Origin of the sequence: Streptomyces sp. NPDC051822, assembly GCF_044452745.1 — a bacterium.
Lineage (GTDB): Bacteria > Actinomycetota > Actinomycetes > Streptomycetales > Streptomycetaceae > Streptomyces.
Genome location: NZ_JBITBZ010000006.1, coordinates 318,288 through 337,896, shown reverse-complemented (window position 1 = coordinate 337,896; position 19,609 = coordinate 318,288). Strand labels below are relative to the sequence as shown.

At 72.7% G+C, this 19,609-nt stretch carries 22 protein-coding genes; 8 read left to right on the top strand and 14 right to left on the bottom strand.

What is annotated here, in order from left to right; all coding sequences use genetic code 11:
• Positions 1–2: 2 nt before the first annotated feature.
• The 3 genes from ACIA8N_RS21175 to ACIA8N_RS21165 all read left to right on the top strand — a co-directional run bounded on the left by ACIA8N_RS21175 (position 3) and on the right by ACIA8N_RS21165 (position 2,257).
• The gene (locus tag ACIA8N_RS21175; RefSeq protein WP_365783537.1) at positions 3–1,160 is read left to right on the top strand and encodes an acyl-CoA dehydrogenase family protein; all 1,158 of its coding nucleotides are present in this window, start codon (positions 3–5) and stop codon (positions 1,158–1,160) included.
• Between the two features lie 109 nt (positions 1,161–1,269).
• The gene (locus tag ACIA8N_RS21170; RefSeq protein WP_030551560.1) at positions 1,270–1,557 is read left to right on the top strand and encodes a YiaA/YiaB family inner membrane protein; all 288 of its coding nucleotides are present in this window, start codon (positions 1,270–1,272) and stop codon (positions 1,555–1,557) included.
• Positions 1,558–1,630: 73 nt separating this feature from the next.
• Positions 1,631–2,257, top strand: coding sequence for a TetR/AcrR family transcriptional regulator (locus tag ACIA8N_RS21165; protein ID WP_365783535.1), 627 nt, complete (start codon positions 1,631–1,633; stop codon positions 2,255–2,257).
• On the opposite strand, the gene ACIA8N_RS21160 is transcribed toward ACIA8N_RS21165, so the two are convergent.
• Positions 2,248–2,709, bottom strand: a complete 462-nt coding sequence (locus tag ACIA8N_RS21160; RefSeq protein WP_365783533.1) for a MaoC family dehydratase — start codon at positions 2,707–2,709, stop codon at positions 2,248–2,250. The genes ACIA8N_RS21165 and ACIA8N_RS21160 overlap by 10 nt on opposite strands.
• Positions 2,710–2,832: 123 nt before the next feature.
• On the opposite strand from ACIA8N_RS21160, the gene soxR reads away from it, so the two are divergent.
• On the top strand, positions 2,833–3,312 hold the full coding sequence (gene soxR, locus ACIA8N_RS21155; protein ID WP_365783531.1) for a redox-sensitive transcriptional activator SoxR: 480 nt from the start codon (positions 2,833–2,835) through the stop codon (positions 3,310–3,312).
• A gap of 12 nt (positions 3,313–3,324) precedes the next feature.
• Here the strand turns inward: soxR and ACIA8N_RS21150 are convergent, their stop codons facing one another.
• The 4 genes from ACIA8N_RS21150 to ACIA8N_RS21135 form a co-directional block, all read right to left on the bottom strand.
• Positions 3,325–3,939 carry a hypothetical protein gene (locus tag ACIA8N_RS21150; RefSeq protein WP_365783529.1) on the bottom strand — a complete coding sequence of 205 codons (615 nt, stop codon included), beginning with the start codon at positions 3,937–3,939 and terminating at the stop codon, positions 3,325–3,327.
• A gap of 162 nt (positions 3,940–4,101) precedes the next feature.
• Positions 4,102–5,343, bottom strand: coding sequence for a serine-threonine protein kinase (locus ACIA8N_RS21145; RefSeq protein WP_365783680.1), 1,242 nt, complete (start codon positions 5,341–5,343; stop codon positions 4,102–4,104).
• 127 nt (positions 5,344–5,470) lie between these two features.
• On the bottom strand, positions 5,471–6,805 hold the full coding sequence (locus ACIA8N_RS21140) for an erythromycin esterase family protein (protein ID WP_365783527.1): 1,335 nt from the start codon (positions 6,803–6,805) through the stop codon (positions 5,471–5,473).
• A 120-nt stretch (positions 6,806–6,925) separates the two neighbouring features.
• The gene (locus ACIA8N_RS21135; RefSeq protein ID WP_365783525.1) at positions 6,926–8,167 is read right to left on the bottom strand and encodes a DUF1343 domain-containing protein; all 1,242 of its coding nucleotides are present in this window, start codon (positions 8,165–8,167) and stop codon (positions 6,926–6,928) included.
• Positions 8,168–8,306: 139 nt separating this feature from the next.
• Here ACIA8N_RS21135 and ACIA8N_RS21130 point away from each other — a divergent pair, with 139 nt between their 5' ends.
• Both ACIA8N_RS21130 and ACIA8N_RS21125 read left to right on the top strand, forming a co-directional pair.
• Positions 8,307–9,083, top strand: a complete 777-nt coding sequence (locus ACIA8N_RS21130; protein WP_365783523.1) for an SDR family oxidoreductase — start codon at positions 8,307–8,309, stop codon at positions 9,081–9,083.
• Between the two features lie 83 nt (positions 9,084–9,166).
• A complete protein-coding gene (locus ACIA8N_RS21125; protein ID WP_030551576.1) occupies positions 9,167–9,760 on the top strand; it encodes a TetR/AcrR family transcriptional regulator in 594 nt (197 codons plus the stop codon).
• A gap of 60 nt (positions 9,761–9,820) precedes the next feature.
• Here ACIA8N_RS21125 and ACIA8N_RS21120 read toward each other — a convergent pair whose 3' ends face one another.
• Together ACIA8N_RS21120 and ACIA8N_RS21115 are read right to left on the bottom strand one after the other, a co-directional pair.
• On the bottom strand, positions 9,821–11,035 hold the full coding sequence (locus ACIA8N_RS21120; protein WP_365783522.1) for an acyl-CoA dehydrogenase family protein: 1,215 nt from the start codon (positions 11,033–11,035) through the stop codon (positions 9,821–9,823).
• A gap of 6 nt (positions 11,036–11,041) precedes the next feature.
• Positions 11,042–12,064, bottom strand: a complete 1,023-nt coding sequence (locus ACIA8N_RS21115; protein ID WP_365783520.1) for a phosphotransferase family protein — start codon at positions 12,062–12,064, stop codon at positions 11,042–11,044.
• Positions 12,065–12,197: 133 nt separating this feature from the next.
• Between ACIA8N_RS21115 and ACIA8N_RS21110 the strand changes: the two genes are divergently transcribed.
• On the top strand, positions 12,198–13,487 hold the full coding sequence (locus ACIA8N_RS21110; RefSeq protein WP_365783518.1) for an enolase C-terminal domain-like protein: 1,290 nt from the start codon (positions 12,198–12,200) through the stop codon (positions 13,485–13,487).
• 224 nt (positions 13,488–13,711) lie between these two features.
• Here the strand turns inward: ACIA8N_RS21110 and ACIA8N_RS21105 are convergent, their stop codons facing one another.
• The 7 genes from ACIA8N_RS21105 to ACIA8N_RS21075 all read right to left on the bottom strand — a co-directional run bounded on the left by ACIA8N_RS21105 (position 13,712) and on the right by ACIA8N_RS21075 (position 17,835).
• On the bottom strand, positions 13,712–14,665 hold the full coding sequence (locus ACIA8N_RS21105; protein WP_365787774.1) for an MBL fold metallo-hydrolase: 954 nt from the start codon (positions 14,663–14,665) through the stop codon (positions 13,712–13,714).
• A gap of 77 nt (positions 14,666–14,742) precedes the next feature.
• Positions 14,743–15,039 (bottom strand): hypothetical protein, encoded by a 297-nt coding sequence (locus tag ACIA8N_RS21100; protein ID WP_365787772.1) that lies wholly within the window; start codon positions 15,037–15,039, stop codon positions 14,743–14,745.
• 95 nt (positions 15,040–15,134) lie between these two features.
• Positions 15,135–15,443 (bottom strand): DUF202 domain-containing protein, encoded by a 309-nt coding sequence (locus ACIA8N_RS21095; protein WP_365787770.1) that lies wholly within the window; start codon positions 15,441–15,443, stop codon positions 15,135–15,137.
• A complete protein-coding gene (locus ACIA8N_RS21090; protein WP_365787768.1) occupies positions 15,440–15,835 on the bottom strand; it encodes a DUF202 domain-containing protein in 396 nt (131 codons plus the stop codon). The genes ACIA8N_RS21095 and ACIA8N_RS21090 overlap by 4 nt, the downstream gene beginning before the upstream one ends.
• A 19-nt stretch (positions 15,836–15,854) precedes the next feature.
• Positions 15,855–16,382 (bottom strand): NUDIX domain-containing protein, encoded by a 528-nt coding sequence (locus ACIA8N_RS21085; protein WP_365787766.1) that lies wholly within the window; start codon positions 16,380–16,382, stop codon positions 15,855–15,857.
• Positions 16,383–16,417: 35 nt separating this feature from the next.
• A complete protein-coding gene (locus ACIA8N_RS21080; RefSeq protein ID WP_365787764.1) occupies positions 16,418–17,182 on the bottom strand; it encodes a glucose 1-dehydrogenase in 765 nt (254 codons plus the stop codon).
• On the bottom strand, positions 17,179–17,835 hold the full coding sequence (locus ACIA8N_RS21075) for a TetR family transcriptional regulator (protein ID WP_365787762.1): 657 nt from the start codon (positions 17,833–17,835) through the stop codon (positions 17,179–17,181). The genes ACIA8N_RS21080 and ACIA8N_RS21075 overlap by 4 nt, the downstream gene beginning before the upstream one ends.
• A 93-nt stretch (positions 17,836–17,928) precedes the next feature.
• Between ACIA8N_RS21075 and ACIA8N_RS21070 the strand changes: the two genes are divergently transcribed.
• Complete coding sequence (locus tag ACIA8N_RS21070; protein WP_365787760.1) at positions 17,929–19,584, top strand: FAD-binding dehydrogenase; 1,656 nt, start codon at positions 17,929–17,931, stop codon at positions 19,582–19,584.
• The last annotated feature ends 25 nt before the right edge of the window (positions 19,585–19,609 follow it).

The window sequence follows — 19,609 nt, the reverse complement described above, 5'->3', positions numbered from 1 at the left end:
CGGTGGATCTGGCGCTGAGCGAGGAACAGGAAGCCGTACGGCGGCTCGCCGAGGACTTCGTGGCCCGCGAGGTCACCCCGCACGCCACGGCATGGGACCGCGCCGAGGAGGTCGACCGGGGAATCGTGAAGAAGCTCGGCGCCGTCGGCTTCCTCGGACTCACGATCCCGGAGGAGTACGGCGGCTCCGGCGGCGACCACCTCACGTACTGCCTGGTGACCGAGGAGCTCGGACGCGGCGACTCCTCCGTGCGCGGCATCGTCTCCGTCTCCCTCGGCCTCGTCGCCAAGACGATCGCCTCCTGGGGCCGCGAGGAGCAGAAGCGGGAGTGGCTGCCCCGGCTCGCCTCCGGCGAGGCGCTCGGCTGCTTCGGCCTCACCGAACCCGGCACCGGCTCCGACGCGGGGAACCTCGCCACCCGGGCGGTACGGGACGACGGCGCCGGCGACTACGTGATCAACGGCACCAAGATGTTCATCACCAACGGCACCTGGGCCGATGTCGTCCTGCTCTTCGCCCGCACCGGAGACGCCCCGGGACACAAGGGCGTCTCCGCCTTCCTCGTCCCCGCCGACACCCCCGGCCTCACCCGCCGCCCCGTCCACGGCAAGCTCGGCCTGCGCGGCCAGGCCACCGCCGAACTGGTCCTGGAGGACGTCCGCGTCCCGGCCGGCGCGATGCTCGGCCCCGAGGGCAAGGGCTTCACCGTCGCCATGTCCGCCCTCGCCAAGGGGCGCATGTCGGTCGCCGCGGGCTGCGTCGGCATCGCCCAGGCCGCGCTCGACGCCGCCGTGCGGTACGCGGGGGAGCGCGAGCAGTTCGGCAAGCCCATCGCCTCCTACCAGCTGGTGCAGGAACTGATCAGCGACATCGCCGTCGACGTGGACGCGGCCAGGCTGCTCACCTGGCGGGTCGCCGACCTGATCGACCGGGGCCAGGACTTCGCCACCGCCGCCTCCAAGGCGAAGCTGTACGCCTCCGAGGCCGCCGTCCGCGCCGCGAACAACGCGCTCCAGGTCTTCGGCGGCTACGGCTACATCGACGAGTACCCGGTCGGCAAGCTGGTCCGCGACGCGCGCGTGATGACCCTGTACGAGGGCACCAGCCAGATCCAGAAGCTCATCATCGGGCGGGCGCTGACGGGGATCTCGGCCTTCTGACGCCCGGCTGCCGATCCCTGTCTCCCGCTTCTGATCCGTACCTTCTGAGTACGGCGATGAGTACCCGGACGGATGTGGCACCGGCCACATCCGTCCGATGCTGTCCCACATGAGCGACACACCGGTCAAGCACCAGAACACCGCCGCCTACTACATGCAGGCCGTCCTCTCCTTCGGCATCGCCCTCGCGGCCGTGGCCATCGGGATCTTCCAGCTGGAGGCCAGCGCCTGGGTGCGGGCCTTCCTCGCCGTCGCGGTCCTCTACCTCACGACCTCGGCGTTCACGCTCGCCAAGGTCGTCCGCGACCGTCAGGAGGAGGGCCAGATCGTCAGCCGCGTCGACCAGGCCCGGCTGGAGAAGCTCCTCGCCGAACACGACCCCTTCCAGAAGCTCTGAGCGGTCGGATCTAAGCGCTTGCTCACCCTCGTTGTATGGTGTTCGTCCTGACGGGGTCGAGAAGGAGTGTCGGATGAGCACGGCGGAGGAGACGCCCGGGGCCGAGGACGTGCCCTGGGGCGAGGTCACGCCCGAGGCGGCCCGGCGACTGCTCGTGGCCGCCGTCGAGGCGTTCGCCGAGCGGGGCTACCACGCCACCACCACCCGGGACATCGCCGGCCGCGCCGGCATGAGCCCGGCCGCGCTCTACATCCACTACAAGACCAAGGAAGAGCTGCTCCACCGCATCAGCCGGATCGGCCACGACAAGGCCCTGGAGATCCTCAGGGCCGCGGCCGACGGCGACGGCCCGGCAGCCGAACGCCTCGCCGACGCCGTGCGCTCCTTCGTCCGCTGGCACGCCGAGCGCCACACCACGGCCCGGGTCGTCCAGTACGAGCTCGACGCGCTCGGTCCCGAGCACCGCGCCGAGATCGTGGAGCTGCGCCGCGAGTCCGACGCGACGGTGCGCCGCATCATCGACGAGGGCGTGGCGGCCGGCGAGTTCGAGGTGCCGGACGTGTCGGGCACCACGGTCGCCGTGCTCTCCCTCTGCATCGACGTCTCGCGCTGGTTCAACACCCAGGGCCGCCGCACCCCGGACGAGGTCGGCGCGCTCTACGCCGACCTCGTCCTCAGGATGGTCGGGGCTCAGAAGTAGTAGCGGGAGACCGACTCGGCGACACAGACGGGCTTCCCGGAGCCCTCGCGCTCCACCGTCACCGCCGCCGTCACCTGCACGCCGCCACCGGCCTCCTCGACCTTCGTCAGGACGGCCGTGGCGCGCAGCCGCGAGCCGACCGGCACGGGCGCGGGGAAACGCACCTTCTCGGTGCCGTAGTTGACGCCCATCTTCATGCCCTCGACCGCCAGGACCTGCGGGACGAACAGCGGCAGCAGCGACAGGGTCAGATAGCCGTGCGCGATGGTCGTTCCGAACGGGCCGGAGGCCGCACGCTCCGGGTCCACGTGGATCCACTGGTGGTCCCCGGTCGCCTCGGCGAAGAGATCGATCCGCTTCTGGTCGACCTCCAGCCAGTCGCTGTACCCCAGCTGCTCGCCGACCCCCGCGCGCAGCTCCTCGGCAGAGGTGAAGATCCTCGGCTCGGCCATGTTCCTGTCCCTTCTGGTACGGCGTACCGTCCCGGTACCGCATACCCAACGGTCGGTATCTAAGCGCTTGCTCAGCATGTGGGGGTGAGGGTGCCGCTGTCAACGGACCAGTAGGGTCGCGGGGTGCCGCAGATTCCAGAGAAGATCCACGAGCTCACCGTCGGCCAGCTCTCCGCCCGTAGCGGAGCCGCCGTCTCCGCCCTCCACTTCTACGAGGCGAAGGGGCTCATCAGCAGCCGCCGCACCACCGGCAACCAGCGCCGCTACGGCCGCGACACCCTGCGCCGGGTCGCCTTCGTCCGCGCCGCGCAGCGGGTCGGGATCCCGCTGGCCACGATCCGCGAGGCCCTCGCCCAGCTCCCGGAGGAGCGCACCCCCACCAACGAGGACTGGGCCAAGCTCTCCGCCGCCTGGCGCACCGAACTCGACGAACGCATCCGGCAACTCGGGCGGCTCCGGGACCATCTGACGGACTGCATCGGCTGCGGCTGCCTGTCCCTCCAGAACTGCGTCCTGTCCAACCCGGACGACGTCTTCGGCGAACGGATGGCGGGCTCCCGCCTGCTGCCGGTACGCCGGACCGCCCCGGAGGACCCGGCGTAGGGTCCCCGGCCCTCAGGCCGCCGGCGCCAGCGGCCGGTTCCGTGCCCCACGGGCGCGGGCCAGCGCCCCCGAGGTCAGCACCGCGCGGGGGACGCCGACCCCGCAGTCCCCGCACACCGGGCCGAGCAAGGGCTCGTACGCGTCCCCGGGACCGGTCCACTCGATCCGCGGCCCCGCGCACACCGGGCACCCCTCGCCGGGGCCGCGCTCCAGGGCCGCGATCAGCCGCCGCAGCACCTCCGGCAGGGGATCCGACGGGTGCACCGCCGGATCGCCGCACCGGACCACCCCGTTGCCGCCCCAGATCCGCCGGTGCCAGGCGTCGAGCGCCCCCAGTCCCCGCAGGCCCTCCTGCTTCTCACGCCGCCGCCGGGCGGCGAACCGCTCCTCGTACGCGAGCCACAGGGCGCGCGCCTCCTCCAGCTCGTCGAGCGCGGCGATCAGCCGCCCGGGGTCGAGATCCCGGTCCTCGTGTCCGAACCTGTGCCTGCGGCACAGGTGGTCCCACGTCGCCCGGTGCCCGTACGGCGCGAACCGCTCCAAGCACTTGCGCAGCGAGTACCTGCGCAGCGCCGTGTCGCACCCCGGATCGCGCACCTGTCTCGCGAGACTCCGGAAACCGGCCATCTCCCGCCACCTCCGTCGCTGGTCATTCCGCGGTATCAGAGGGACGAACGAGCGCCCCGCCGTGTTCCATCGAAATTCGGATGGCAGCCGTCAGCGGCGCGGCGGAGCCCCCGAAAGAGGCTCTGACCAGGCCCGGGACCGACCTGGTCCGAAAGACGGGTTCTAACGCCCCGCCCGGGCCGCCGACACCACCACCCGGGCCAGTTCCGGCGCGCGGACGTCGCTGTGCGAGCGGACCACCTCCGCCGTGTCCACGTTCACACAGCCCGACGCCGGCACCCCCGCGTCCAGGACCGACGCCAGGGTCCTTCGCACCGTCCCCGGCACCGCCTGGACGCCGTCGTACCCGATCGCACCCCAGCGCGGATCGCCCGCGCCCGGCAGCCGGGGCAGGCCGCCGAGCGACTCGGAGTCGCGCGCGAGCCGGGACGCCAGCGGGTACATCACCCCGAGCGCCGTGTCGTGCCGCGAGTAGCAGGCCACCAGGGGCCCCCGGATCCGCTGCTGCATGTCCCGCAGCGAGCCGGACCGCCGCGCGTCGTGCGGCAGCCGCGCGGCGAACGCGTAGTGCGAGAAGGCGCCCTGGAGGAGCGTCACGGAGGCGACGGGCCGGGCACCCGGGGGCAGCCCCTTCAGCGCGTACGAGACGAGCCGGGCGCCCATGCTGTGGCCCACGAGGTGGACGCGGAGGCCGGGGGCGGCCCTGGCGACCTCGCCGAGCAGCGGCCCGAGGCCCGCCTCGCCGACCCGTCCGGCCCGCTTCTTCATCACGTAGTAGGTGGCCTGCCGCAGGGCCTCCCGGGCGCCCTTCCAGTACCGCCCGAGTCCCTCCCCGAAGCCGCTCTCGAACCCGTCAGGCGGTATGTCCCCGGACGGTACGGCCCCCGCCTCCCGCGCCTCGGCCTCCAGCGCCTCCGTGAACAGGGCGCAGACCTCGACCGGGTCGGCGAGCAGGAACTCCGGCACCGCCTCCACCGCGACGGCGGCGCCCCCGCCGGACACGTCCGTCAGCTCCCGCAGCAGCGCCCCGAACTCGGCGAACGCCCTCTCGTCCGCCGGTGCCGTCACGAGGAGTTCGGTGAGCCGGTCGAGGACCGGTTCCTTCTCCGGGAGGACCGTCACGAGGGCCCGGTAGTCGGGGCCCGGCTCCCCGGTGAACATCATCGACGGCCAGATCACCCCCGCGTACCCGGCCTCGGTCCCGGGCGCGAACAGACCCGGGAAGGGAGCGAAGAAGTCGGAGTAGAGACGGGTGGCGCCGGAGGGGGAGCTGTTCCACCCGTGCGCGAACACCACCAGCTCCGTGACCCCTTGCCTCGCCAGTGCGGCGAGGGACGCGGACTGCCCCGGGGGCCCGTCGCCCTGCTTGTCGAAGGTGATCTCCCGGTACGGCTCCACACTCATCCCGGTCACGACCAGACCCGTCCCTCCGCGTCGAGGGGGCCGCAGCGCCGAGTGCGCCCCGTGAGCGGGCGGCGGCTCCATGGCCAGCATGCCCGCGCACGGCCCCGTCCAGACGTCCGACGGGGTGTCAGCGCAGCCGGGCCGCCGTGATCCGGGGGAAGTGGATCAGCAGGTCGTACGCGGTGGAGAGCCGGACCGGGGCCACGACGCCCGGCCAGGGGTACACGGTCCCGATGTGCCGGCTCGGCCGGTGCGTGCCGAGCCAGTCGCGCGCCGCCGGCGTCGCCCGCCGCATGTCCAGGTAGAAGGCGTCCGGCGAGACGCGGTCCAGGGTGTGGGCGCTGCTGTCGGCGCCGAGCGTGCCGACGGTGAAGGTCCGGAGCGGCTCGCCCGGGGCCTCGGTGTCGTGGGCGTTGAACGAGCCCTGCCCGAAGGAGGCGCCGACGGTCACGTAGTCCCGGCCGAGGGCGTCCCGGAGGAAGGCGCCCTGGGTGCGCGGGTACTGGTCCGGCTTCATCGACTCGTAGCCGACGTGCCCGTTGTGCGCCGAGAGCACGATCCGGTCGCCGGTCCGCCGCTGCCACCACACGGTGTTCTCGGCCATGATCCGGTCGCGGTAGAGCATCGCCTCCGCGACCCCCGCGTCCGTCGTCATGTCGTGGGCGTACACGCTGCCGACCTGGGCGATGGCCCGCGCGTGCTGGACCGCCCACGCGGCGGCCTCACGCGCGCGTGCGTCCTTCCCCGGGGTCTGCCGCTCCAGGAGAGCGAGGGCGGTGTTCACCTCGCCGGCCATCCGCTGCCGTTCGGCCTGCGGCCTGGTCATGTACCCCTTCATCCACGCCTCCACCTCGCCGGTGGGGCGCGAGGCCCGGTACAGCTCCTCGAAGCGGGGGAGAAGCGCCGGGTGGGTGCGGGCCACGTACGAGGTCACCGTGTCGAAGAGGGTCGGGCCCGCGTAGCCGAGGTCGTTGCCCATGAAGCGGACCTCGTGGCCGGGGTGGAGCTGGTTGTGCCGCCGCATCCACCGGAACAGGTCGAGGTACTCCTCGGTGTTCCAGAGGCGGTACGACTCCTGGAACTCGTCCCGCATGATGGCCCGGATGTCGCCGCGGCCGGTGCGGACCCACTCGTCGACGAGGAGCCCGGTCGACCAGTTGGCCTCCAGGGCGAAGGTGGTGAAGCCCCGCCGCTCCACGAGGTGTTCGAAGATCCGGTGCTTGGCGGTGAAGAACTCGGCCGAGCTGTGGGTGGCCTCGCCGATGCCGACGACCTTGGCCGAGCCGATCATCCGGTCGAGCGGGCGCAGATCGGTCAGGGGCTGTGCCGTACGGGCGAGTTCGCGGGCGGGATCGCCGGCGGTGGAGGTCGCGGCCGCGCCCGCGGCGGGTGCCAGGGTGCCGAGGCAGGCGGCTACCAGGAGTCCGACGAGGGGCAGACGGCGTCGTAAGGAGAGGTTCATGGGCCCAGCCTCGTCGGCTGGACACCTCGTGGGACATCCCGCCCGCACCCTTCTCGACCGGGGGACAACCCCTTCCCGACCGGGGGACAACCCCCGGTCGGCACCGGGGCGCGACCGCCCTCACCGGTACAGCAGATACCCCTCCCGTACCGCACGGAACGCCGCCAGGTCCGACTGCCACGCCCCCACGACCTCGTCCACGCCCGCGCCCGCGTCGATCAGCGTCCGCACCCGGGTCGAGCCGGTCAGCTTGTCGATCCAGTGGTCCGCCCGCCACGCGAAGCCGGACCACGAGCTGCGGGCGCTGACCAGGAGCCCGATCCCCGTCCGTACCGGGTCGAAGGACTCGCGGTCGTGGACGTGCAGCTGCACCCCGCCCACCGTCTTCCCCTGGAACTTGGAGAAGGTCGGCGCGAAGTACGCCTCACGGAAACGGACCCCGGGCAGGGCGAGCGCGTTCGCCGCCTCCGCCCACCGCCGGTCGATCCCCTCGGCGCCGAGGAGCTCGAAGGGGCGGGTGGTGCCCCGGCCCTCGGACAGGTTCGTCCCCTCGAAGAGGCAGGTGCCGGAGTAGACCAGCGCGGTGTCCGGCGTCGGCATGTTCGGGCTGGGCGGCACCCACGGCAGCCCGGTCGCGTCGAAGAACTCGCCGCGCCGCCAGCCCGTCATCCGTACCGTCTCCAGGGCCACCGGCCTGGTCAGGAACTCGCCGTTGAAGAGGCGGGCCAGCTCGGCCACGGTCATGCCGTGCGCCTGCGCGATCGGCTCGCGCCCGACGAAGGTGGCGAACGCCCGGTCCAGTACGGGGCCGAGCGCCGCCCGCCCGGTCACCGGGTTCGGTCGGTCCAGGACCACGAACCGCTTCCCGGCGAGCGCGGCGGCCACCATGCAGTCGTACAGCGTCCAGATGTAGGTGTAGAAGCGGGCGCCGACGTCCTGGATGTCGAAGACGACCGTGTCGACCCCGGAGGCGGTGAAGACGTCCGCGAGCGGCTGCCCGCTCTTCAGGTACGTGTCGTACACGGGCAGTCCGGTCGCCGGATCGTCGTACCGGCCCTCGGAACCGCCCGCCTGCGCGGTGCCACGGAAGCCGTGCTCCGGGCCGAAGACGGCGACCAGGTCCACCCGCCCGTCGGCGTGCATCGCGTCCACGACGTGCCCGGCGTCCCGGGTGATCCCGGTCGGATTGGTGACGATGCCGACCCGCTCGCCGGCCAGCAGGGCGTACCCGTCGGCCACGAGCCGCTCGAAGCCGGTGCGCACCCGGCCGTGACCGGGGGCGGCCGACGCGGTGGGCGCCGTGGCCGCCACCGCCCCGAGCGCGCCGCCGGCGGCCAGCAGACTCCGTCGCGACAGGCCCATGGAACCTCCTCGGGGTGACATGGGCACGCACGCTAGCGCTCCTGGCCGCTCCGGGGAACGAGGCGTGCGGAGCGGGTCTTCCCCCACTCCATACCGACTGGTTAGTCTGTCCGGGTCGTCACAGCCGAGAGGTGGGTCCATGAGCGCGGACAGGAACGAACTCCAGGGCGCCGGAGTCGTCGTCACCGGAGCGGGCGGCGGCATCGGCGCCGCCCTCGCCCGCAGGTTCGCCGCGGAGGGGGCCAGGGTCGTCGTGAACGACCTCGACCCCGTCCGCACCAAGGCCGTCGCCGAGGAGATCGGCGCCCTCGCCGTCCCCGGCGACGCCTCCGCCGTCGTCGACGAGGCCCGCGAGGCGCTCGGCGGCACCATCGACGTCTGGTGCGCCAACGCCGGACTCTCCTCGCCCGGCGACGCCTTCGCCGACGAGGACGTCTGGGCCGCCGCCTGGGACGTCAACGTCATGGCCCACGTCCGCGCGGCCCGCGCCCTCCTGCCGGAGTGGCTGGAGCGCGGCAGCGGCCGGTTCGTCTCCACCGTCTCCGCCGCCGGACTGCTCACCATGATCGGCGCGGCGCCGTACAGCGTCTCCAAGCACGGCGCGTACGCCTTCGCCGAGTGGCTCTCCCTGACCTACCGGCACCGTGGCCTCAAGGTCCACGCCATCTGCCCGCAGGGCGTCCGTACGGACATGCTCACCGCCGCCGGAACGGCCGGCGACCTCGTCCTCGCGCCGACCGCCATCGAGCCCGAGGACGTCGCCGACGCCCTCATCGACGCCATCGCCGCCGACCGCTTCCTCGTCCTCCCGCACCCCGAGGTCGCCGGCTACTACCGCAACCGGGCCACCGACCCCGAGCGCTGGCTGACCACCATGAACCACGTCCAGCAGGCCTGGGAGACCGGTACCCGTTAACGGGTGCCACGATCGATGGGAAGATCTACAGGCGGAAACACGTTCCGCTGACCGAGAACGACCACCAAGGAAGGCGGCGGAGCATGGCCAGGACGACGGACGGGAGCGGCGCACCCGTCCCCCAGAGGCTCCTCGCCGCCGCCACCCGGCTCTTCGCGGAACAGGGCTACGACCGCACCTCCGTGCAGGAGATCGTCGAGGCCGCCGGGGTCACCAAGGGCGCGCTCTACCACTACTTCGGCTCGAAGGAGGACCTCCTCCAGGAGGTCTACGCCCGCGTCCTGCGCCTCCAGCAGGAACGGCTCGACGCCTACGCGGGCGCCGACGCGCCCATCGAGGACCGGCTGCGCGACGCGGCGGCCGACGTCGTCGTCACCACCATCGAGAACCTCGACGACGCGGCCATCTTCTTCCGCTCCATGCACCACCTCAGCCCGGAGAAGAACAAGCAGGTCAGGTCCGAGCGGCGCCGCTACCACGAGCGCTTCCGCGCCCTGATCGAGGAGGGCCAGCGGTCCGGGGTGTTCTCCTCCGCGACCCCCGCCGACCTGGTCGTCGACTACCACTTCGGCTCGGTGCACCACCTCTCCACCTGGTACCGCCCGGACGGCCCGCTCACCCCCGAACAGGTCGCGGGACACCTCGCCGACCTCCTGCTCCGGGCCCTGCGCCCCTGACGGACGCCCACACGGAAGGGGCCCACGACCGACCGGTCGCGGGCCCCTTCCGTCGTACGGCTACAGGTACTTCTTCAGCTCCCGCCGCGCCAGCGACCGCTGGTGCACCTCGTCCGGGCCGTCCGCGAGCTTCAGCGTCCGCGCCGACGCCCACAGCTCGGCCAGCGGGAAGTCCTGCGAGACCCCGCCCGCCCCGTGCGCCTGCACCGCCTTGTCGATGATGTCGACGACCGCGCGCGGGGTCGCGATCTTGATGGCCTGGATCTCGGTGTGCGCGCCCCGGTTGCCGACGGTGTCCATGAGCCAGGCCGTCTTGAGGACGAGGAGCCGCAGCTGCTCGATCGTCACCCGGGCGTCCGCGATCCAGTTCTGCACGACGCCCTGCTGGGCGAGCGTCTTGCCGAAGGCGGTACGGGAGACCGCCCGGCGGCAGGTCAGCTCGACGGCCCGCTCGGCCATGCCGATGAGCCGCATGCAGTGGTGGATGCGGCCGGGGCCGAGCCGGGCCTGCGCGATGGCGAAGCCGCCGCCCTCCTCGCCGATCAGGTTCGACGCCGGGACGCGGACCCCGTCGAAGACCACCTCGGCGTGGCCGCCGTGGGAGTGGTCCTCGTACCCGTAGACCTGCATGGCGCGCCGCACCTCGACGCCGGGGGTGTCGCGCGGCACGAGGATCATCGACTGCTGGCGGCGGATGTCGGCCCCGTCGGGGTCGGTCTTGCCCATCACGATGAAGATCCTGCAGTCGGGGTTCATCGCCCCGGAGATGTACCACTTGCGGCCGTCGACGACGTACGAGTCGCCGTCCCGCCGGATCCGGGTCTCGATGTTGGTCGCGTCGGAGGAGGCGACCTCGGGCTCGGTCATCGCGAACGCCGAGCGGATCTCACCGGCGAGCAGCGGCTCCAGCCACTGCTTCTTCTGCGCCTCGTCCCCGAACTGGGCGAGCACCTCCATGTTGCCGGTGTCCGGCGCCGCGCAGTTGAGGGCGGTCGGCGCCAGGTGCGGGCTGCGGCCGGTGATCTCGGCGAGCGGCGCGTACTGGAGGTTGGTGAGGCCCGCCCCGTACTCCGCGTCGGGAAGGAACAGGTTCCACAGGCCCTGCCGCTTGGCCTCGGCCTTCAGCTCCCCGACGACCGCCGGGGTGTCCCAGGGCGAGGCGAGCCGGGCGCGCTGCTCCTCGGCGACGGGCTCGGCCGGGTAGACGTGCTCGTCCATGAAGGCGAGCAGCTTCGTCCGCAGCTCCTCGGTGCGCGCGTCGTATGCGAAGTCCATGGTGGGTCAGCCTTCCTGAAGGGTGGTCAGGCCGTGCTCGATGAAGACGGGGACGAGTTCGCCGATGCGGTCGAAGCCCGCGCCGACTGTCTGCCCGAGGGTCCAGCGGTAGTGGATGCCCTCCAGGATCACGGCGAGCTTGAACCAGGCGAAGGCGGTGTACCAGGCGAGGGCCGAGGTGTCGCGGCCCGAGCGGGCCGCGTAGCGCTCGGCCAGTTCGGCGGGGCTCGGGTGCCCGGGGGCCGTGGCGGTGGTGGAGACGGGGGAGTCCGGCAGGCCGAGCGGCGTGCTGTACATGACGAGCAGGCCGAGGTCGGTGAGCGGGTCGCCGAGGGTGGACATCTCCCAGTCGAGGACGGCCCTGATGCGGTCGTCGCCGTCGACGAGGACGTTGTCGAGCCGGTAGTCGCCGTGGATCACCGTGGGCGCGGGCGATACCGGCAGGGAGCGGCCGAGGGCGGCGTGCAGCTCGTCGATCCCGGCGAGGTCACGGCCGCGCGAGGCGTCGAGTTGCTTGCCCCAGCGCCGCAGCTGCCGGTCGAGGAAGCCCTCGGGGCGCCCGAAGTCGCCGAGCCCGACGGCCTCCGGATCGACGGCATGCAGGTCGACGAGGGTGTCGACCAGGCCGAGGACGGCGGCGCGGGTGCGTTCGGGGCCGAGCGGGGCGAGCTCGGCGGCCGAGCGGTACGGCGTGCCCTCGACGAACTCCATGACGTAGAAGGGCGCTCCGAGGACGGACTCGTCCTCGCAGAGCAGCAGCGTCTCGGGGACGGGCACGTCCGTGCCGTGCAGGGCGCTGATGACACGGTGCTCGCGCCGCATGTCGTGGGCGGTGGCGAGGACGTGGCCGAGCGGGGGCCGGCGGACGACCCAGCGGCCGGTGCCGTCGGTCACGACGTACGTCAGGTTCGACCGGCCGCCTTCGATCAACCGGGCTTCGAGGGGGCCGGACACCAGGCCGGGGCGCTCGCGGTCGAGGTGGCGGCGCAGCTGCTCGGGGTCGAGCCCTGGCGGCGGGGCGGAACTCATACGTGCGTACCTCCGGGTCGGCTTCGGTCGGCGTTCATGATGACCGACCAGTCGGTATGTCGTCCAGAGGGAGGCGGGAAAGTGCGCGCCGCACTCTGGCCGCCGGTCCTCCTCCTGAATAGAGTTCACGGACATGGATGCGAAGCTGATCGTCGACGACGTCCGGATCACCCCGATCCTCATCTCCGACCCGCCCCTCCTCAATGTCCAGGGCGTCCACCAGCCCGCCACCCCCCGGCTCGTGGTGGAAGTCGTCACCAGGGGAGGAGTCAGCGGCCTCGGGGAGACCTACGGGGACGGCGTCTACCTTGACATCGCCCGGCCCCTCGCCAAGGCGCTCCCCGGCCGTTCGGTCGCGGACGTGAACGGCCTCTTCGCGCTCGCGGACACCGCCGGTCCCGCCTCTCCCGCGCTTCCCGCCGACGAGGGCGTCGACGCGGGCGGCCTGCGCGGCGTCCGCACCGCCGACAAGCTCCGCCTCTCCGTCGTCTCCGCCTTCGAGACCGCCTGCCTCGACGCCCTCGGCAAGACCCTCGGCCTGCCCGTCCACGCCCTGCTCGGCGGCAAGGTCCGCGACACCGTCGAATACAGCGCCTACCTCTTCTACCGCTGGGCCGCCCACCCCGGCACCGACACCCCGACGGACGACTGGGGCTCGGCCCTCGACCCCGCCGGCATCGTCGCCCAGGCCCGCCGCTTCGACCGCCTGTACGGCTTCCGCTCCTTCAAGCTCAAGGGCGGCGTCTTCCCGCCCGAGCAGGAGACCGCCGCCGTCCGCGCCCTCGCCGAGGCGTTCCCCGGCCGCCCCCTGCGCCTCGACCCCAACGGCGCCTGGTCCGTGGAGACCTCGCTGGCCGTCGCCCGCGAACTGGACGACGTGCTCGAATACCTGGAGGACCCGGCGAGCGGCACCGGCGCCATGGCCGAGATCGCTGCCCGTACCGACGTGCCGCTGGCCACCAACATGTGCGTGACCACCTTCGAGGAGGTCCCCGAGGCCTTCGCGAAGGGCGCGGTACGCATCGTGCTCTGCGACCACCACTACTGGGGCGGGCTGCACCGCACCCGCGAACTCGCCGCGCTCTGCCGGACGTACGGCGTCGGGCTCTCCATGCACTCCAACACCCACCTGGGCATCAGCCTCGCCGCCATGACCCAGGTCGCCGCGACCCTCCCCGAACTCCACCACGCCTGCGACACCCATTACCCCTGGCAGACCGAGGACGTCGTCACCACCCGGCCCGTCTTCCGGGACGGGCGGCTCGCCGTCACCGACACCCCCGGCCTCGGCGTCGACCTCGACCGCGCCGCGCTCGCCGCCCTGCACCGCCGCTGGCTCGACGACGACGGCACCATGAGGAACCGCGACGACAGGGCGGCGATGCGACGAGCGACCCCGGACTGGACCCCCACGACCTGGTAGCCCCGCCACGCGGGCAACCGCCCCCCGCCCCGCCCCCCGCCGTGCGGGCAACCGCCCCGCCCCCGGCCCCCCGCCGTGTGGGCAATCGTCCCGCAGGGCGGGACGGGTGGGCACACGGGACGGCGCCCTCCGCGGGCGCCTCCGCCCCCTGTGCCCGAACCAGCACCACCAGCGGCCCCGCACCCTCCGAGAACCCCGCACCCCCCCCGCCGCCCGCCCAAGGGCTACGCGTGGCAGGCCACCGGCACCCCGCCGTTCATCGCCGCCATGTCGCCGAAGACCGTCACCGCGTCGAGCGGCGACCCCTCCGGAAGCCCCGCCAGCTCCGCGTACGCCCGGTGCAGGTTCGCCACCAGGCGCTCGCTCTCCCGCCACGCGCCGAACTCGCCGAGCTCCGCCGCCCGCGCCGTCTCCAGCGGCGTCGCCCCCTTCGCGTACCCCTCCGCCGCCAGCTCCCGCACCCACCGCAGATAGCGCTCCGTCGCGTCGTACGCCGAGGGGTCGGTCACCCGCCCGTGGCCCGGCACCACCGTCGGCGCGTCGAGCGAGCGCAGCAGGGCGAGGGCACGCAGCGACCCCGCGAGCGAACCCATCGGCAGGAACGGCGTCCCGCCCTGGAAGACCAGGTCACCGGTGAAGACCACGCCCTGCTCGGGAAGGTGCACGATCGAGTCGCCGGTGGTGTGCGCGGTGCCCGGGTGGATCACCCGCACCTCGATGTCCCCGACGTACAGCGTCAGCCGCTCCCGGTAGGTGACGGACGGCGGCCGGATGTCGATCTTCCCGAAGTCGGTGCGCGGCCACAGCAGATGGAGCTGGTGCCCGGCCGCGAGCTGCTCGCTCCGGCAGTTCTCGTGCCCCACGATCCGCGCCTCCGGCAGGAACACGCCGTTGCCGTAGGTGTGGTCGCCGTGGTGGTGGGTGGAGACGACGGTCCGGGGCAGCGGAAGGCCTTGGGCGAGGACCGCGTCCCGCAGCAGCCGGGCGCGCCGCTCGGTGGCGGCGGTGTCGACGAGCAGCGACTCGCCGGCGTCGCCGAGGAAGCCGGCGTTGTTCAGGCACCAGCCGCCGTCGGGCTGGACGAAGGCGTGGACGCCGGGCGCGAGCTCGACCACATAGGGGTCGGTGGCGGACGCGCAAGGATCGGTGGCGGACGCGTAGGAATCGGTGACGGACAAAGGAGTTCCCCCGGTGGAGAGCGGCCGGACAGGCGCAGCCTGTCAGCCGGTCGGGTTCCGGGGGAAGGCGACACGGCTCAGTGGTCGTCCCAGTGGCCGTCGTGGGCCGCGTGCCGGTGTCCGTCGTGCACGTAGTCGACGTGGTTCCCGTGCGACACCGCCTGGTGCCCGCATTCCGGCCCGTGCTGGTGGTCGTGACCGTCGTGCAGCACGTGGCCGGACTTCTCGCACTCGTCCCAGTGCCCGGAGTGCTCGCGGTGCAGATGCCCGTCGTGCGCGTAGTCGACGTGGTCGTCGTGGGTCACCGCCGCATGGCCGCAGTCAGGGCCGTGGGCGTGGCTGTGCGTGGGGTGCTCGTGGTGGAGAACGGTCATGACATCGCCTCTGTGAGGGGTCGGCTGACGCCACCCAGGCTAGCCCTGAACGCCCGTCTCGTCCTGATTCGCCGCTTCCGCCGTACGGGTCCCGGTCACCAGATCATCGCGGCACCGCAGACGGCGAGCGCGATCGTGCACACCGCCGCGAGCAGGGCGCCCCGGTACGAGAGCGGGTGCGGCCGGGTCGCGTCCAGGGCGCGGATGCGCCGGTGGGCGACGGCGAGGAAGGCCACCCACACCAGAGCCGACAGGGCGAGCCCGGTCAGACCGGCCGCCGTGATGTCGTCATGGACGGCCACCTTGACGGCGAGTACCGCCACCACCGTGCAGGACAGGGTCGTACGACGCCACGCGAGCCGGGTCCGCTCCGGCTGGAGTCCCGGATCGCGGACCTCGGTCACCGCCCGGCCCAGCCGAAGACGACGACGAACACCATCGCGAGGGCCACCACGGCCACCGCGAGGCTCAGCACCGCCGGGAAGCGGGAGACGGGCAGGTCCTCGCCGCGCCGCATGGCTTGCTCGCAGCGCACCCAGTGGTTCACCGCGCGCAGGGCGCACAGCACGCCGGCCGCGAGCAGCGCGAGCGCGAGCCCGACGCGCACGCCCCAGCGCAGGTCCGGCAGGAACTGGTCGACGGCGAACCCGCCGCCGACGAGCGCGAGCGCGGTCCGGATCCAGGCCAGGAAGGTCCGCTCGTTGGCCAGGGAGAACCGGTAGTCGGGGGTCTCGCCCTCGTCCCTGATCCGCCGGGGCGCGAACCACAGCCGCAGACTCTGTACGAAATCGCTCACATGCGCACCTTAGGGCCTTCTAGGCGATGTCCTGCCGATCACGCCCGGCCCGCAGCAGTTCGTACGCGGCGAGCCCGTCCGGCACCCACTCCCACTCGTCCAGCCGGCCGGCCAGCTCCTCGTCGGTGAGGAAACCGTGCCAGGCGACCTCCTCGACCTGCGGGTGGACCGGCAGTTCGCAGCGGACCTCGTAGACGGCGGACCACCAGCGGGCGACGCCCTCGGGGGAGCGGTACAGGAACCTGAAGAGCGGCGTCGGCCGCGGCAGGCCCGAGACGCCGAGCTCCTCCTCGGCCTCGCGCAGCGCCGCCTCGTCGTAACTCTCGCCCGCCCCGACGACCCCGCCGACGAACATGTCGTACAGCGAGGGGAAGACCAGCTTCGTCGGGGTGCGGCGATGCACGAAGACGCGCCCTCCGGCGTCCCTGACCAGGACGAAGGCGCAACGGTGGATCAGGCCCCCCGCGTAGGTCTCGCCGCGCGGGGCCCGACCGATCACCTCGTCGTTCTCGTCGACGATGTCAAGGATCTCTTCGGCGGGGTTCATGGCCCCATGAAATCACCGGCGTACGACACCCACGCTCACTGCCCCATGACGTACTTGACCGTCGGCCCGGTGGTCCAGCCGCCGTCGACCGCCAGCTCCGCGCCGGTCACGTACGAGGCCGCGTCCGACAGCAGGAAGACGACCGCGCCCGCGATCTCGTCGGCCTCGCCGACGCGGCCCATCGGCGTGTTCGGATACTTGCCCTCGCCGCGCTCGATGCCGACGGAGGCCGTCATCGGGGTGTACGTCATGCCCGGGTGGACGGAGTTGACGCGGATCCCCGCCGTGCCGAGCTCCACCGCGCCGATCTTCGTCAGACCGCGCACGCCCCACTTGGAGGCGCCGTAGCCCGCGGTCAGGGCCAGGCCCATCAGGCCGGCGGCCGAGGAGATGTTGACGATCGAGCCGCCGCCCGCCTCCCGCATCGCCGGGATCGCGGCCTTCATGCCGATGAAGACGCCGGTCAGGTTGATGTCGAGGACCTTGCGGAAGTGTTCGACGGACTCGGTCTCCAGGAAGGCGCCGGTGGAGATGCCCGCGTTGTTCACCAGGCCGTGCAGCCCGCCGAACTCCGTCACCGCGTACGCGACGGCCGCCGCCCACTCCTCCTCGGAGGTCACGTCGTGGTGGAAAAAGCGGGCCCGTTCGCCGAGCGCGTCGGCGGTGGCCTTGCCGTCCTCGTCGAGGACGTCGGTGACGACGACGTTCGCGCCGGCGGCGACCGCCTGCCGGGCCGCCTCGGCGCCCAGGCCGCGGGCGCCGCCGGTGATGAGGACGGTCTTGCCGGTGAGGTCGTTCATGAGGGGTCCTTGCGTTGTCGTCGGGTCGCCCGTTCCGGCTGTGCGGCACGCAGCAGGGCGGTGGTGGTCTCGACCAGATCGGCGAGGAAGAGCGCCTCACCGGTGAGGGGTTCGGCGCCGTCGAGGTACTGCCTGGCCCGGTCCGCCATCGCCGCGCCGACCAGGGTGAGCGCCAGGTCGAGGCGTTCGAGGAGCAGGGGCTCGGGCAGGCCGTGGGCGGCCAGCCGGTCCGCGATCCGCTCGATCAGACGCCAGTAGCCGGTGCCGGCGAGCGTGGGGTGGGGAGTGCGGGTGCGCACCCCGCTCTCGTGGCTGAGCTGCGCGGAGATCCGCAGGCAGCGGCGGCCCCGGTCGGTGCGCAGCTCGCTCGCCTCCGCCGTGACGAGGGCCGCGATCAGGGCGCGCAGATCGTCGGGGGCCGCCGCGAGCAGCGGGGCGAGCACGCTCTCCGTCCGGGCCTGCCGGCCGGCCATCACCGCGTCGAGCAGGCCGCCGCGCGAGCCGAAGTGGTACTGCACGGCGGAGGGATTGGCCTGGCCCGCGCGGGTCACGACGTCCCGCAGCTGGGCGCCGTGCACGCCCTGGGCGGCGAAGAGCTCCTCCGCCGCGCGGATCAGTCTGTCCCGGGTCTCGGGTCCCGATGTCCTGGCCATGTCTTCATATTAATGCCCGACATTAAGAAACGGGAGGGGCTCCGCGCAGCCAAACGGTTGACTCGATACATCCGTGTATCCAAGATGCGGTCCATGTCCTACGACGCTGATGTCATCGTGATCGGGGCCGGCCTCGCCGGCCTCGTCGCCACCGCCGAGCTGGTCGACGCCGGCCGCACCGTGATCCTCCTCGACCAGGAGCCCGAACAGTCCCTGGGCGGCCAGGCCCACTGGTCCTTCGGCGGCCTCTTCCTCGTCGACTCGCCCGAGCAGCGCAGGATGCGCGTCAAGGACAGCCACGCCCTCGCCCTCCAGGACTGGTACGGCACCGCCGGCTTCGACCGGACCGAGGACCACTGGCCCAGGAAGTGGGCCGAGGCGTACGTCGACTTCGCCGCCGGCGAGAAGCGCTCCTGGCTCCACGCGCGCGGGGTGCGCTTCTTCCCCGTAGTCGGCTGGGCCGAGCGCGGCGGCTACGACGCCAACGGCCACGGCAACTCCGTACCCCGCTTCCACATCACCTGGGGTACCGGCCCTGGCCTCGTCGCCCCCTTCGAGCGCAAGGTCCGCGAGGGCGTCGCCCGCGGCCTCGTCCAGCTCCGCTTCCGCCACCGGGTCACCGCCCTCGGGCGTACCGCCGGAGCCGTCGACACCGTCACCGGCGAGATCCTCGAACCCTCCACCGCCGCCCGCGGCACCGCCAGCACCCGCACGCCCACCGGCAGCTTCGAACTGCGCGCCCAGGCCGTGGTCGTCACCTCCGGCGGCATCGGCGGCAACCACGACCTCGTCCGCGCGCAGTGGCCCGAGCGCCTCGGCACCCCGCCCGCCCGGATGCTCTCCGGCGTGCCCGCCCACGTCGACGGCCTGATGCTCGGCGTCGCCGAGAAGGCCGGCGCCCGCCACATCAACCGCGACCGGATGTGGCACTACACCGAGGGCATCGAGAACTGGAACCCCATCTGGGCCCGGCACGGCATCCGCATCCTGCCCGGACCGTCCTCGCTCTGGTTCGACGCGACCGGCAGGCGCCTGCCCGTCCCGCTCTTCCCCGGCTTCGACACCCTGGGCACCCTCGAACACATCATGCGGACCGGCCACGACCACACCTGGTTCGTCCTCGACAAGCGGATCATCGGCAAGGAGTTCGCGCTCTCCGGCTCCGAACAGAACCCCGACCTCACCGGCAAGTCGGTCCGCGACGTCCTCGGCCGCGCCCGCGCCGACGTGCCGGGCCCCGTCCAGGCCTTCATGGACAAGGGAGTCGACTTCGTCGTCGAGAACGACCTCTCCGCCCTCGTCCGCGGCATGAACCGGATCACCGGCGAGGACCTGATCGACGAGACCGCCCTGCGCCGCGAGATCACCGCCCGCGACCGCGAGATCGCCAACCCCTTCACCAAGGACCTCCAGATCACGGCGATCCGCGGCGCCCGCAAGTACCTGGGCGACAAGCTCATCCGTACGGCCTCCCCGCACCGGATCCTCGACCCCGCCGCGGGCCCGCTGATCGCCGTACGCCTCAACATCCTCACCCGCAAGTCCCTCGGCGGCCTGGAGACCGACCTCGACTCCCGCGTCCTGACGGAGGGCGGCGAACCGCTGGCGGGCGTGTACGCGGCGGGCGAGGCGGCCGGCTTCGGCGGCGGCGGCGTTCACGGCTACCGCTCCCTCGAAGGCACCTTCCTCGGCGGCTGCATCTTCTCGGGCCGCGCGGCGGGCCGGGCGGCGGCGAAGGCGGTGGGCTGACGGCGGTCGCCCGGGGCCCCGGGCA